The sequence below is a fragment of the Mycolicibacterium parafortuitum genome, assembly GCF_002086815.1.
GTDB classification, from domain to species: Bacteria; Actinomycetota; Actinomycetes; order Mycobacteriales; family Mycobacteriaceae; genus Mycobacterium; species Mycobacterium parafortuitum.
Window position 1 is genome coordinate 306457 of record NZ_MVID01000002.1, and the last position, 14262, is coordinate 320718.

Here is a 14262-nt window from a genome sequence, read left to right on the forward strand (position 1 = left end):
CATGGACGAAGACGATGTCCGGCCATCGGGAGGACGAGCCACGTTCGTGGCTTCCCACCCGAGGTCGGCCGGCGCCGAATCCGACCCGACTGCGCACCGCATAGGTTCGGCCACAACGTTTTTGCCGGCACCCACTCGATTCTCGGACTTCACCGGAGTTGAGTACAAAGCGGGTGAGCGGGCATTCGCCGCCATTATTTTCGCGGCCATCGGCCTCGTGATCATCCCGGAGGTGATCAACTACCTCCTCGTCAAACACGTCCCCGATCAGAGCATCGACAGGGCGCTGGCCTCAGCCGAGACTCCGATCGCAGGCCTCGCAAGATGGGCGCTGTCAGGGGTGTTGCTCGCCGTGAGCTCGCTTGTCCTGCTGATGCGTGGGCACCCGAACCGCGATGTCACCTGGCTCCTTGTGTTCCTGATGGCGCTCAACCTGCCGTATCTCATCGGGCCCGACCAGCCAGGCCCGGCCGACCTGGTCAAGATCATGCTGGCCAACCTTGTCCTGCTGGCGATCTGGCACACCGGTGCGCGCGTCGTTGTCCTGAAGTGGATCCCGATCCTGGTTTCGGGCGTCGGCGCCTACTCGTTGATCGGCGGACTGATAATCCCCGAGTACATGATGTACAACATCGTCTCGCGCAAATCCCTCGTCTTCGGGTGGGAGTTGGCAGGCCCATTCGGTCAGAGCAACGCGCTCGGAATGTATTGTGCGGTCGCCTTCTCGTTGGTCCCGCTCATCGGGCAGAACCGATGGCGGGCCGTCTGCGCTTCGATTCTCCTCGCCACCATCGTGGCGTCGGCGTCGAGAACAGCGCTGGTCGCCGTCGCCGTCGTTGTTCTGTGGTGGCTCATCTGCCGTCTTCGATCGGTGATCTCGATCCGATTGGCAGGCACCGTGCTCGCCGGAACCGCATTGGCCGCCGCGATGGTGATCCCACTGCTGCGCTGGAGCCCGGGCAGTTTCACCGAGCGCGCATTCATATGGGCAGGAGGGCTGGAACTGTGGCGAGACGCCCCGGTGGTCGGCTCGGGCTACAACTGGTTTCTCCAACACGGGCAGGAGCAGGCCGAGATAGTTCTCTGGGCGGGGATGGGTACCGGACACAACATCCACATCGACACGTTGATCAAGTTCGGCTTGGCAGGTCTGGCCTTCCTGCTGCCGATATGGATCGGCGCGATCTACGTCACCGGCACCATGCGGGTCATCAACGAACAGGTCGCGTTGTTCGGCTATCTCATCGCCTTCTTCGTGCTGGGGATGACGGAAGCCGTCTGGCATCTGTGGCCCAACATTCAACAGTTCCCCACCAGCACACTCATTTTCGCCACCGTGCTGATGGCGCGAAACCGTGGCCGGACCCCCGCAGGGGCGATGTGACCAGGTCAGCAGACTCAAATCCGCGGGTCCTGTATTCCGGCTTCCACTATCTCCACCACAACGCCGGCTCGGGGTACGACGCGGTGGTCGCCGACCCTGATCATTATGTGAGCGGTGCAAGGCTGCCCTACGCCGATCGCCTCGAATCGACCAGGCCGCGACATCTGAACTTCCTGTTGCTGGACCTCGTGACGATCCTGCGGGGGCTGCGCCACGACACCGTGCACTACTTCTACCCCGAGGCCACGGCGTACCTTTCGCCGTGGATTCTGCGACTTTTCGGAAAGCGGATCGTCTACACGGTGCATCTCGCCGACGACCAATGGCTGGGTCCGACGCGAAGCGTGCACCACCGGATCAAACAATTCTCGCTGCGTGCGGCGCATGCCATCGTCGTGCTCAGCAGCCAGCAGCGCGGGGTCTTCGCCGAAGCGCTTCCCGACAAGCGAGTCACCTTCGTGCCACATGGGTTCACCTTCTCCGACGCGGAGCCACCGCTCGAGCTGTTCGAGGCGCGCACGCGCGGTCAGCGGCGGCTGGTCCTCGTAGGCTCGAACTACCGCGACTTCGACATGCTGGAAGCTATTCTGGCGCAACGCAATAACCGGGATGTGCGGATCGAACTCATCGGCATCGACGACGCCGCCCGGGAGCGCTTCGCGCAGCATCCTGGCGTGGTCTGCCACCCGCGGCTCACCGCAGAGAGCTATGACCGCGTGCTGCGGGAATCCTTCGCACTTCTGCTCCCGCTCACCTTCGCCACCGCCAACAACGCCTTACTGGAGGCGTACAACGCCTATCTCCCCGCATTCGTGACCCGTATCGACGGCGTCACGGACTACGTAGTCGACGGTGACCGCTCACTCTTCTCGTCCCCAGAGGAATTCTGGTCGAAGTACGACGCGCTGGCCGCAGCCAGCCCGTCGCAACTCCGCGACCACTGCATCGAGCTGCACGCCGCCGCGCGAGATCGGTTCTCCTGGCCGACAGTTCGGGACGAACTCGCCGCGGTGTACGCCGGCCGCTGACCGACGTGCATGCGTCAGCCGGCCGACTTACGCAACTTGGCGAAAACACCGAAGAATTCCCGCAGTTCGACTCTGAATGCCGGAAGTGCGACAAGCAGGCCGACGACCAATAGCGAGGATCCCGATGCCGCGACAAGCGTCCAGATCGCATTCCAGCCACTACGGGCAAGGACTTCACTCACCCCGACCCCTGCGCCGACCACGGGAGCGAGGAAGGCCAACCGCAGCAGAGACGGGCGGAGAAACTCCATCGCCGGAAGACCAAGTTTGCGCAACCCGATCGAGGTTGACACCAGCCAGTTCAGAACCAGGCTGGTCGCGTACAACGCAGCGATCCAGATGGCGCCGCTGGTACTGAACACGAAGTACAGCAGCGTGATCGGGACCCAGACCGAGGCTTCGAGTGACCACATCAAACCCAATCGGCCCTTCCGGGTGAAAAGCCAGTAGTTCACGTACCCGAAGATCTGGAATATGCCCCCGACGGCGAGGATCTGCGCGAGCCGTCCGGATGCCCGCCAATCCGCGCCGAACATCACCTCGACGAGGTCGCTACCGCCAACGATGATGAGCACGAGGAAGGGCAATACCGCGTATGCCAGGGCGAGTTGCACCCGCTTGGCCGCGGCGACCAGCTTGGGTCCGTCTTCGACGTGCGCGAGGATCGGTACGACGACACGTGTCAGCGGCCCCGCCAACTGGACGAGAGGAAAGGCCACGAGTTGGAATGCACGCTGGTACAGGCCCACGGCCGCGGCTCCGAGCGCCTGGCCGATTGCCGCGGGGGCGGCGTACACCGCCAGGTAGTTCGTCACGTCGAGACCCAGAGATGTCGCCCCCAACGACACATGTTCCTTGACGCCGCGGAAAGTCGGCCACGATCGCGGCACGTACCGTGACAGCGACATCAGCGCAAGCACCAGAACCACGGCAGCGACGCCCTGCTGGATGACCACGGCCCAGTACCCTGCGCCGCGCACCGCGGCCACGCAAGCAGCAGCCAGCGCCGCTCCCTGGGCGATGGGATCCACGATTGCCAGCGCGGTGAACTTGTGCGTTCGCGCCAGCTCTGCCCGGAATTGCGGCGCCAGACCGGAAATACACACGAACGCCGCCAGCCACCGGGTGACCTCTTCGAGTCGAGGTTCGCCGTAGAACGTGGCGATCAATGGCGCTGCAGCCCACACACAGCCGGCAGTCACAACTGCCAGGGCGGTGTTGATGTAGAACAGGGCATCGCGGATCCTGGGCTCCAGGTCGGTCTCTCGCATGATCGCCAGGGACAGCCCGAAGTCGCTCAGCACCGATGTCACCCCGATGATGGCGGTGACCATGGCTACCAGACCAAAGTCGACCGGAGTGAGCAACCGGGCCAACAGGATCAGCCCGACCAATTGGATCACTGTGCGCAGGACCTGGCCGACGATGACGGCAGCTCCGCCACGAACAGCAGTTCCGTGCAGGGACCCGGAATCCGGCGAGGTCACGTGCGACCCGTACAGCGCATCGCGGCAACCGAAGCAGTCGGCGCACCCCGGCCCGCCCGAGCCTGTCTGGTCACCGCCCGATAGTAGCCCGGCCAGCTAACGGTCCGGCACCGGTTCAAGCCCGATGGAAACCGGTGTCGACCCGACAGCGCCGAAGTTGTGTCAGGCCCGCTGGCTGGACACCGAGACGACCTCGCCGGTCATGTAGCTGGAGTAGTCGCTGGCCAGGAACGCGATGGTGGCCGCGATCTCCCACGGCTCTGCGGCGCGGCCGAACGCCTCGCCTTCGGCGAGTCGGTCCAGCAACTCCGAGCTGCTGGTCTTCTCCAGGAACTTGTGCCGCGCGATACTCGGTGACACCGCGTTGACGCGTACCCCGTAATCCACGGCTTCGATTGCGCTGCACCGGGTCAGGGCCATCACCCCGGCCTTGGCGGCGGCGTAGTGCGACTGCGAGTGCTGCGCGCGCCAGCCCAGCACGCTCGCGTTGTTCACGATGACGCCGCCGTGTGGGACGTCCCGGAAATAGCGCAGCGCGGCGCGCGTCGCCCGCATCACCGACGTCAGCGTCACGTTCATGACGCGGTCCCATTCGTCGTCGGTCATGTCGATCACCGGCGTCTGCCCGCCGAGCCCGGCGTTGTTGACCAGCACGTCCAGCCGGCCTGCCTTCTCGACGGCCGAGGTGATCAACGCATCGACGGCCTCTGTCGACGTCACGTCGCAGACCACCGCGTCAACCTTGCCCAGGCCGAGGGAGGCGAGTTCGTCGCGGGTTTCCCCGAGGCGCCGTTCGTGGTAGTCGGAGACGACCACGTCCGCACCCTCAAGGAGCGCCCGGCGCGCCGTCGTCGAGCCGATTCCGGTTCCCGCGGCGGCGGTCACCAGAACGACCTTGCCCTTCAGCAGGCCGTGGCCCTCGATCTCGGTCGGAGTTTGGGAAAGATCTGTCATGGTCGCGCCTCCCGCGGCAGGCCGAGAACCCGCTCGGCGATGATGTTGCGCTGGATCTCGTTGGATCCGCCGTAGATGGTGTCAGAACGGGAGAACAGGTACAGCCGCTGCCATTCGCTGAACTCGCCGTCCGGCAGTGTGAGCCCGGTCGTCCCCAGGACGTCCATCGCGATCTCGCCGAGTTCGCGATGCCAGTTGGCCCACAAGAGTTTCGAAATGTTATCCATGCCGGGCTGCTCGACGTCCATCGTCGCCAGCGCATACGACCGCATCGCTTTGAGTCCGGCCCACGACCGGGTCAAGCGCTCGCGGATCAGCGGGTCATCGGCGGCGCCGGTGCGCTTGGCGAGCTCGACAAGATTGGAATGCTCACGGGCATAACGAATCTGCTGTCCGAGCGTGGAGACACCACGCTCGAAGGTCAGCGTCCCCATCGCGACCCGCCAGCCGTCACCGGGCTCGCCGACCACCAGGTTGGCGTCGGTGCGCGCGTTGTCGAAGAAGACCTCGTTGAACTCCGAGTCGCCGGTCAGCTGGATGATCGGGCGGATCTCCACCCCGGGCTGATCCAGCGGCACCAGTAGATAGGACAGCCCCGCGTGCCGCTTGGACCCCTTCTCCGTGCGGGCGACCACGAAGCACCACTGCGCCCAATGCGCCAGCGACGTCCACACCTTCTGCCCGTTGATGATCCACTGGTCACCCTCGAGGGTCGCGGCGGTGGACACGTTGGCCAGATCGCTGCCCGCACCCGGTTCCGAGTAACCCTGCGACCACAACTCGGTCACGTCGAGGATCTTGGGCAGAAAGCGCTGCTGCTGCTCGGGGGTGCCGAATGCGATGAGCGTCGGCCCGAGCAGCTCCTCGCCGAGGTGGTTGACCTTGTCGGGCGCGTTCGCCTTGGCGTATTCCTCGTAGAACGCGACCCGGTGGGCGACCGACAGTCCGCGGCCGCCGTGCTCCTCGGGCCAGCCGAGACACGTCAGGCCCGCGGCGGCCAGGTGGCGGTTCCACGCCAGCCGCTCTTCGAACGCCTCGTGCTCGCGGCCGGGGCCACCCAGGCCCTTCAGCGCGGCGTACTCGCCGACCAGGTTTTCGGCGAGCCAATCACGGACCTCAGCCCTGAACTCCTGGACCTCTATCACCCCTGTAGGCTAACCTACCAAGCACTTGCTCGGGTACCCCGGATAGCTACAGGAGCTTCGATGACGACCTCCCCGAGGACCACTCCCGCGGTTCTCGAACGGATCGCGCGTGAGCTTCCCGACCACCCCGCGGTGGTGTCGCCTTCGCGCACGCTGACGTTCGCCGACCTGCGCGCGGAGGTCCGTCAGGCCGCTGCGGCCATGATCGATTTCGGTGTCGAACCCGGTGACCGGGTCGCGATCTGGTCGCCGAACACCTGGCACTGGGTCGTCGCGAGCCTGGCCATCCACCATGCCGGCGGCGTGCTCGTCCCGCTCAACACCCGCTACACCGCCAGCGAGGCCGAGGACATCCTGGCCCGCACCGGGGCGCCGCTGCTGTTCGCGTCCGGCGAGTTCCTCGGCGCCGACAAGGCGGCCTCCGTCGATCGGGATGCCCTGCCCGCGCTGCGCCACATCGTGCGCATCCCGATCGACAAGGACGACGGGACGTGGGACGACTTCGTCGGCGCCGGAACGGACCTGACCGCAGTCGACGCGCGCGCAGCCGCCGTCACCGCGGACGACGTGTCCGACATCCTGTTCACCTCCGGCACCACCGGCCGCAGCAAGGGCGTGCGGTGCGCGCACCGGCAGTCGCTCGACGCGTCCGCGGCGTGGGCCGCATGCGGACAGCTCACCAGCGACGACCGCTACCTGTGCATCAACCCGTTCTTCCACAACTTCGGCTACAAGGCAGGCATCCTGGCCTGTCTGCAGACCGGCGCCACGCTGTTCCCCGAGTTGACGTTCGACCCCGTGGCCACGATGCGCGCGGTGCAGGACCACCGCATCACGGTGCTCCCGGGTCCGCCGACGATCTATCAGACCCTGCTCGACCACCCCAGGCGGGCCGAGTTCGACTTGAGCTCACTACGTTTCGCGGTGACCGGAGCGGCCACCATCCCGGTCGTGCTGATCGAGCGCATGCAGAACGAGCTCGACATCGACATCGTGCTGACCGCATACGGGCTGACCGAGGCCGCCGGGTTCGGCACGATGTGCCGCGCCGACGACGACGCGGTCACCGTCGCGACCACCTCCGGTCGCCCGATCGCCGATTTCGAGTTGCGCATCGGAGAGTCCGGTGAGGTGCTGCTGCGCGGGCCGAACGTGATGCTCGGCTACCTCGACGACCCCGAGGCCACCGCGGCCGCGATCGACCCCGAGGGCTGGCTGCACACCGGTGACGTCGGCGAGCTCGACTCCGCGGGCAACCTGAAGATCACCGACCGCCTCAAGGACATGTACATCTGCGGCGGATTCAACGTCTATCCCGCCGAGATCGAGCAAGTCCTCGCACGCCTCGACGGGGTCGCCGAGGCGGCGGTCATCGGGGTTCCCGACGACCGCCTCGGCGAGGTCGGCAAGGCGTTCGTGGTCACCCTCGCGGGCGCCGAGCTCGACGAGAAGACCGTGATCGATTACACGCGAGAACATCTGGCGAACTTCAAGATCCCGCGGAGCGTCGAGTTCCTCGACGCGCTTCCGCGCAACCCCGGCGGCAAGGTGGTCAAACCCGTCCTCCGCCAGCACAGTGAGAGGCCCTGATCGTGGACCTGACCTTCGACGACGAAACCCGGGACTTCCAGGCCGAGGTTCGCGAGTTCCTCGCCGCGAACAAGGACTCCTTCCCGACGAAGTCCTATGACACCGCGGAGGGGTTCGAACAGCACCGGCGGTGGGACAAGATCCTGTTCGACGCCGGCCTGTCGGTGATCGCCTGGCCGAAGAAGTACGGCGGCCGCGACGCATCACTGCTGCAGTGGATCGTGTTCGAGGAGGAGTACTTCCGCGCCGGAGCCCCCGGACGGGCCAGCGCCAACGGCACCTCGATGCTGGCGCCGACGCTGTTCGCGCACGGCACCGAAGAACAGCTCGACCGGGTTCTGCCGAAGATGGCCAGCGGCGAGGAGATCTGGGCGCAGGCGTGGTCGGAGCCGGAGTCCGGCAGCGATCTGGCGTCGCTGCGGTCGACCGCGACCAGGACCGACGGCGGCTGGCTGCTCAACGGGCAGAAGATCTGGAGTTCGCGGGCGGTGTTCGGTGAGCGCGCGTTCGGGCTGTTCCGATCCGATCCGGAAGCGCAGCGCCACAAGGGCTTGACCTACTTCATGTTCGACTTGAAGGCCGAGGGCGTCACCGTCCGCCCGATCGCGCAGCTCGGCGGCGACACCGGCTTCGGCGAGATCTTCCTCGACGACGTCTTCGTTCCCGACCACGACGTGATCGGCGGCGTACACGACGGCTGGCGCGCCGCGATGAGCACCTCGAGCAATGAACGCGGTATGTCGCTGCGCAGCCCCGCCCGCTTCCTCGCGCCGGCGGAACGCCTTGTCGCGCAGTGGAAGCAGAATCCGGATCCGGCGTTCACCGATCGGGTGGCCGACGCGTGGATCAAGGCGCAGGCCTACCGGCTGCACACGTTCGGCACCGTCACCCGGGTCAGCAACGGCGGTGAACTGGGTGCGGAGTCGTCGATCACCAAGGTGTTCTGGTCCGAACTCGACGTGGCGCTGCACCAGACTTCACTGGATCTGCGGGGCGCGGACGGGGAGCTGATGGATTCGGTCACCGAGGGGCTGCTGTTCGCGCTCGGCGGCCCGATCTATGCCGGTACCAACGAGATCCAGCGCAACATCATCGCCGAGCGGCTTCTGGGCCTGCCCCGAAAGTAGACGAACGTGAACTTTGAAATCGACGAACAGCAGCGGGATTTCGCTGCCAGCATCGACGCCGCCCTGGCTGCGGCCGATGTCCCCTCTGCCGTCCGGGCATGGGGTCAGGGTGACACCGCTCCCGGCCGAAAGGTGTGGTCGCAGCTGGCCGACCTGGGGGTCACCGCGCTGCTGGTTCCGGAGAAGTACGACGGCATCGAGGCACATCCGGTCGACCTGGTCGTCGCGCTGGAGCGGCTCGGCCGGTGGAACGTGCCCGGTCCGGTGGCCGAATCGATCGCGGTGGCGCCGGTGCTGCTCGGCGGTCACGAAGACGGGGCCGAGCGCAGTGCCGCATTGGCCTCCGGGGAGTTGATCGCGACCGTCGCGGTCCCGCCCCTGGTCCCGCGCGCCGTCGACGCGGACACCGCCGGCCTGATCCTGCTCGCGGCGGACGGTGCCGTCGCCGACGCCGACAAGGGCGCCCAGCACGAATCGGTGGACCCGGCCCGGAAGCTGTTCGAGGTCAGCGCCTCCGGGAGCAGCCGAGCCGCCGATGTCGAGCGTGCCTTCGAGTTCGGCGCATTGGCCACCGCGGCGCTGCTCGTCGGCGCGGCGCAGGCCATGCTGGACGCATCGGTCGAGTACGCCAAGCAGCGCAGCCAGTTCGGCACGATCATCGGCACCTATCAGGCGATCAAGCACAAGCTCGCCGACGTCCTGATCGCCGTCGAGATGGCCCGCCCGCTGGTGTACGGGGCTGCGCTGTCACTGGCCGACGGCTCGGCGGACACCGTGCGCGACGTGAGCGCGGCCAAGGTCGCCGCGGCCGATGCGGCACTGCTGGCTGCCAGGTCGTCGCTGCAGACCCATGGGGCGATCGGGTTCACACAGGAACACGATCTTTCGCTGCTGCTGTTGCGGGTTCAGGCACTTCGTCCGGCATGGGGCGATCCGACCTGGCACCGGCGCCGACTGCTGGAGGCATTGACCAAGTGAGTGAAGAACGGGACCTGTTGCGCGACACCGTCGCCGCGCTGGTCGACAAGCACGCGTCCTCGGAGGCGGTCCGTTCCGCGGCGGCCTCGGAACGAGGGTATGACGAAGCCCTGTGGACGATGCTGTGCGAGCAGGTCGGCGCAGCGGCGCTGGTGATCCCCGAGGAACTCGGGGGCGCCGGCGGCGAACTGGCCGATGCCGCGGTGGTGCTCGAAGAGCTGGGTAAGGCCCTGGTGCCGACGCCGTTGCTGGGCACGACGCTGGCCGAGTTGGCGCTGCTGTCCGTGCCGGAGCCGGACGCCGAGCTGCTCGAGGGCCTGGCCGAGGGCAGTGCGATCGGCACCGTGGTGTTCGACCCGGGCCATGTGATCAACGGGGATGTCGCCGACGTGGTCATCGCCGCCGACGGCGAGACGCTGACCCGCTGGACGTCGTTCTCCGCGACGCCCGCGGTGACGATGGACATCACGCGCCGGCTGGCCGCCCTCGAGGTGGGCGAGACGGTACCGCTGGGCGCGGATCCCGGGCTGGCCGATCTCGCGGCGATCCTGCTGGCCGCCGAACAGATCGGCGCCGCGTCGAAGTGCCTCGACCTGACGGTGCAGTACACCAAGGACCGGGTGCAGTTCGGCAGGCCGATCGGCAGCTTCCAGGCGCTCAAGCACCGGATGTCGGACCTGTACGTCGCAGTGCAGTCGGCGAAGGCCGTCGTCGACGAGGCCGTGGCCGATCCTTCTCCGACATCCGCGGCGCTGGCCCGGCTGGCCGCCAGTGAGGCGTTCTCCAAGGTGGCCGCCGAGGCGGTGCAGATGCACGGCGGTATCGCGATCACCTGGGAAAGTGACATCCAGCTGTACTTCAAGCGCGCGCACGGCAGCGCCCAGCTGTTGGGGGCTCCGCGCGAACAGCTCCGCAGCCTCGAATCCGAGGTGTTCTAGCCTGGGAAGGGTGACCCCCTCTCTGCGCTCGGGTATTCCACCGTTCTATGTGATGGACGTGTGGTTGGCCGCGGCCGAGCGTGCGCGCAGCCACGGCGATCTCGTCAACCTGTCGGCGGGTCAGCCCAGCGCAGGCGCCCCGACGGCGGTGCGGGACGCGGCGATCGCGGCGTTGCAGCACAACAATCTCGGCTATTCGGTCGCGCTCGGAATTCCCGAGCTCCGGGAGGCCATCGCGGGCACGTACCAGGACCGGCACGGCGTGGTCGTGTCCCCCGATGACGTGGTCATCACGACCGGTTCCTCTGGTGGGTTCCTGTTGGCGTTCCTGGCCTGCTTCGACCCAGGCGACCGCGTCGCGATCGCGAGCCCCGGTTATCCGTGCTACCGCAACATCCTGTCGGCGCTCGGATGCGAGGTGGTCGAGCTGCCGTGCGGGCCCGAGACCCGCTTCCAGCCGACGCTGCAGATGCTCACCGAGCTGGATCCCCCGGTGGCAGGCGTGATCGTCGCGAGCCCGGCCAACCCGACCGGCACCGTGATCCCGCCCGAGGAGCTCGCCGCGATCGCCGGGTGGTGCGAGTCGACCGGTGTGCGGCTGATCAGCGACGAGGTGTATCACGGTCTCGTCTACCCCGGCGCCCCGGCGACCAGCTGCGCATGGGAGACCTCGCGCGAATCGATTGTCGTGAACAGCTTTTCGAAGTACTTCGCGATGACGGGTTGGCGGCTGGGCTGGCTGCTGGTGCCCGACGACCTCAAGCGCGCCGTGGACCGGCTGACCGGCAACTTCACGATCTGCCCACCCGTGTTACCGCAGCTGGCCGCGGTGGCGGCGTTCGCCCCCGAGTCGATCGCCGAGGCGGAGTCGCTGCTTCACGGCTACGTGACGAACCGGTCGCTGCTTCTGGACGGTCTGCGTGCCATCGGTATCGACCGGTTGGCCCCTGCCGACGGCGCGTTCTACGTGTACGCCGACGTCTCTCACCTGACCACCGACTCGTTGTCGTTCTGCTCGAAGTTACTGGCCGACACCGGGGTTGCGATCGCCCCCGGGGTCGACTTCGACACGGTGCGCGGCGGCGCGTTCGTACGGCTGTCCTTCGCCGGACCGTCGTCGGACATCGAGGAGGCCCTGCGCCGGATCGGCGCGTGGCTGCACTGAGCCCGTCGGCGCAGCGGGCACCACTGCTGGCGGCGGGTTTCACCACCGCGTTCGGCGCCCACGCCGTGGCGGGCACGCTGGGCACCACCACGAGCGGAACCGCCGCGTCCCTGCTGACCCTGGGGGCGCTGCTGGCGATCTACGACGGCGCGGAGGTGGTCCTCAAGCCGGTGTTCGGCACGCTGGCCGACAGGGTCGGCGCTCGCACCGTATTGCTCGGCGGACTGCTGGTTTTCGGGATCGCCTCGCTGGCCTACGCCGTCGCCGACGACTCGGCATTGTTGTGGGCGGGCCGGTTCGGCCAGGGCGTCGGGGCGGCGGCGTTCTCCCCCGCCGCGTCGGCACTGGTGGCCCGCCTGACTCCGATGTCAGCGCAGGGCCGCGCGTTCGGGACGTACGGCTCGTACAAGTCGATCGGATACACACTGGGGCCTCTTCTGGGTGGCGCGATCGTGACTCTGGGTGGCCTGCGGCTGCTGTTCGCGGTGATGGCCGGCCTGGCGGCAGTGGTGGTGATCTGGGCGGCGGTCAGCGTCCCCGGCCTGCCCCCGGCGCCGCGGCAACGTGCGACGTTGCTGGACACCCTGCGGCGATTCGGCGAATCCTCCTTCGTGACACCGACGCTCGCGCTCGCGGCGTCGACGGCGGCGCTGTCGGCCGGCGTCGGGTTCCTGCCGGTGATCGGCACCCAGGCGGGCCTGTCCCCCGTCGTCACCGGCGCCGTCGTATCCGTGCTGGCGTTGACCACCGCCCTCGCCCAGCCCGTGGCCGGCCGTGCGGCCGATGCCGGGCGGGTGGGGCTCGCGACGGGACTCATGGTGGGCATCCTGGTGACTGGGCTGGGGCTGGCCCTCGCGGCGCTACCCGGTCTGGTGGGACTGATCGGTGCGGCGGTCGTGATCGGGCTGGGCTGCGGGCTGATCACGCCGCTGGCGTTCACGATGCTCGCCCGGTCCACCCCCGAGGAACGGCTGGGACAGACCATGGGCGCGGCCGAGGTGGGACGCGAATGCGGCGACGCGGCAGGGCCGCTGGCCGTCGGATCGATCGCGGCCGTCTCGTCGGTGTCGTTCGGCTTCCTCGGTCTGGCCGCGGCGGTGGCCGCGTCAGGTGCTGTGCTGGGCGTGACGCGACTTGTCGGCAAGCGGGTGTAGCGTCGGTGACATGTTCGAACAATTGTTCGATATCGATCCGGATGCCTCTCAGGCGCAACTGCGGGAACTCGTCGAGCGCTGCGAACGGCTGAAGGCGGCCGCCGCGGCGGCACAGGCACGTGCTTGCGCGTTGTGGGCCGAGAAGCGCGCGGCCGCCGACGCCGCGGCGGGGCTCCCCGCACGGCGGCGCGGAAAGGGGCTGGGCACCGAGATCGCCCTGGCTCGCCGGGATGCGCCGAACTGCGGCGGCCAGCACCTCGGGTTTGCGAACGCGCTCGTGCACGAGATGCCACGCACCCTGGCCGCGCTGGAACGTGGAGAGCTGTCGGAGTGGCGAGCCACGCTGATCGTGCGCGAATCCGCCTGTCTGAGCGCAGATCACCGGCGCCAACTCGACGCCGAATTGGGCGAGGAAGCTGACGGTTTCGACGGTTGGGGGAACCGGCGGGTGGAAGCGGCCGCGAAGCGGATAGCAGCGAGGCTGGATGCCGCCGCGGTCGTCGAACGCTCGGCGAAGGCCGTAGAGGACCGCTGCGTGACGACGCGTCCGGCACCCAATTGCATGGTCTACGTGACGGTTCTGATGCCCGTGGCCCAGGGGGTCGGGATGTACGCGGCGCTCAAGCGGGCCGCGGACACGACGTTCGACGGCCGGACCCGGGGCCAGGTGATGGCCGACACCGCCTATGAGAGGGTGACCGGCGCAAGTGTCGCGGTTCCCGCCTCGGTGAACTTGAACCTGGTGATGGCCGATACCACGCTGGCCGGCGACGATTCCGAACCCGCGTGGTTGGACGGCTACGGGCCGGTGCCCGGCGGGTTCGCCTGCACGTTGACCGGCGACGCGGTCGCCGACAAGGACGCCAAGGCCGCGCTACGCAGGCTCTACCGCCATCCGGACAGCGGACAGCTGGTGGCGATGGAGTCGCGAGCGCGAGCCTTCCCGAAGGCTCTGGCACGATTCATCGGGGTGCGGGATCGCACCTGCCGCACCCCGTATTGCAACGCGCCGATCCGCCATCTCGACCACGCGACCCCTGACCGGCGCGGCGGCCCGACGAGGGCGGCCAACGGCCTCGGGCTGTGCGAGGCGTGTAACTACGCCAAAGAAGCGCCCGGTTGGTCGGTGTCCGCGGGCGATGAGAACGGTTCGCATGTCGCCGAATTCGTGACTCCGACCGGAGCGGCGTACCGTTCGACCGCGCCGCCGCTACCCGGGAGACCGGTACGGCAGAAAGTCAGCCTGATGGAGGGCAGGTTCAGCGTCGACCTGGTCACCTTCGAGGGATACGACGCGGCTTAGGTCACGCCC

The 14262-nt window shown here is 67.7% G+C and carries 12 protein-coding genes; 9 read left to right on the plus strand and 3 right to left on the minus strand.

What is annotated here, in order from left to right; translation table 11 throughout:
• Position 1 precedes the first annotated feature (1 nt).
• Together BST38_RS04085 and BST38_RS04090 are read left to right on the plus strand one after the other, a co-directional pair.
• A complete protein-coding gene (locus tag BST38_RS04085; protein WP_083141962.1) occupies positions 2-1384 on the plus strand; it encodes an O-antigen ligase family protein in 1383 nt (460 codons plus the stop codon).
• 83 nt (positions 1385-1467) lie between these two features.
• On the plus strand, positions 1468-2412 hold the full coding sequence (locus tag BST38_RS04090) for a glycosyltransferase family 4 protein (RefSeq protein ID WP_165761552.1): 945 nt from the start codon (positions 1468-1470) through the stop codon (positions 2410-2412).
• 14 nt (positions 2413-2426) lie between these two features.
• On the opposite strand, the gene BST38_RS04095 is transcribed toward BST38_RS04090, so the two are convergent.
• The 3 genes from BST38_RS04095 to ipdE1 form a co-directional block, all read right to left on the minus strand.
• The gene (locus BST38_RS04095; protein ID WP_165761553.1) at positions 2427-3899 is read right to left on the minus strand and encodes a lipopolysaccharide biosynthesis protein; all 1473 of its coding nucleotides are present in this window, start codon (positions 3897-3899) and stop codon (positions 2427-2429) included.
• A gap of 162 nt (positions 3900-4061) precedes the next feature.
• Positions 4062-4853, minus strand: a complete 792-nt coding sequence (ipdF, locus tag BST38_RS04100) for a (5R,7aS)-5-hydroxy-7a-methyl-1-oxo-2,3,5,6,7,7a-hexahydro-1H-indene-carboxyl-CoA reductase (protein ID WP_083141965.1) — start codon at positions 4851-4853, stop codon at positions 4062-4064.
• On the minus strand, positions 4850-5998 hold the full coding sequence (gene ipdE1 / locus BST38_RS04105) for an acyl-CoA dehydrogenase IpdE1 (protein ID WP_083141966.1): 1149 nt from the start codon (positions 5996-5998) through the stop codon (positions 4850-4852). Before ipdE1 ends, ipdF begins: the two co-directional genes overlap by 4 nt.
• Positions 5999-6058: 60 nt before the next feature.
• Here ipdE1 and fadD3 point away from each other — a divergent pair, with 60 nt between their 5' ends.
• The 7 genes from fadD3 to BST38_RS04140 are packed head-to-tail and all read left to right on the plus strand — an operon-like array spanning position 6059 to position 14253.
• Complete coding sequence (gene fadD3, locus BST38_RS04110; RefSeq protein ID WP_083141967.1) at positions 6059-7588, plus strand: 3-((3aS,4S,7aS)-7a-methyl-1,5-dioxo-octahydro-1H-inden-4-yl)propanoate--CoA ligase FadD3; 1530 nt, start codon at positions 6059-6061, stop codon at positions 7586-7588.
• Positions 7589-7590: 2 nt separating this feature from the next.
• A complete protein-coding gene (locus tag BST38_RS04115) occupies positions 7591-8715 on the plus strand; it encodes an acyl-CoA dehydrogenase family protein (protein WP_083141968.1) in 1125 nt (374 codons plus the stop codon).
• Positions 8716-8721: 6 nt separating this feature from the next.
• On the plus strand, positions 8722-9693 hold the full coding sequence (locus tag BST38_RS04120) for an acyl-CoA dehydrogenase family protein (protein WP_083141969.1): 972 nt from the start codon (positions 8722-8724) through the stop codon (positions 9691-9693).
• Positions 9690-10631, plus strand: a complete 942-nt coding sequence (ipdE2, locus tag BST38_RS04125) for an acyl-CoA dehydrogenase IpdE2 (RefSeq protein WP_083141970.1) — start codon at positions 9690-9692, stop codon at positions 10629-10631. The genes BST38_RS04120 and ipdE2 overlap by 4 nt, the downstream gene beginning before the upstream one ends.
• A 10-nt stretch (positions 10632-10641) precedes the next feature.
• Complete coding sequence (locus tag BST38_RS04130; protein ID WP_083141971.1) at positions 10642-11796, plus strand: pyridoxal phosphate-dependent aminotransferase; 1155 nt, start codon at positions 10642-10644, stop codon at positions 11794-11796.
• Complete coding sequence (locus BST38_RS04135; RefSeq protein WP_083141972.1) at positions 11784-12950, plus strand: MFS transporter; 1167 nt, start codon at positions 11784-11786, stop codon at positions 12948-12950. Before BST38_RS04130 ends, BST38_RS04135 begins: the two co-directional genes overlap by 13 nt.
• Before the next feature lie 10 nt (positions 12951-12960).
• Complete coding sequence (locus BST38_RS04140) at positions 12961-14253, plus strand: HNH endonuclease (RefSeq protein ID WP_083141973.1); 1293 nt, start codon at positions 12961-12963, stop codon at positions 14251-14253.
• The last annotated feature ends 9 nt before the right edge of the window (positions 14254-14262 follow it).

Coding starts and splice junctions, on each gene's coding strand:
- ipdF (WP_083141965.1), bottom strand. CDS start 4,853: ATGACAGATCTTTCCCAAACTCCGACCGAGATCGAGGGCCACGGCCTG.
- fadD3 (WP_083141967.1), top strand. CDS start 6,059: ATGACGACCTCCCCGAGGACCACTCCCGCGGTTCTCGAACGGATCGCG.
- BST38_RS04140 (WP_083141973.1), top strand. CDS start 12,961: ATGTTCGAACAATTGTTCGATATCGATCCGGATGCCTCTCAGGCGCAA.
- BST38_RS04085 (WP_083141962.1), top strand. CDS start 2: ATGGACGAAGACGATGTCCGGCCATCGGGAGGACGAGCCACGTTCGTG.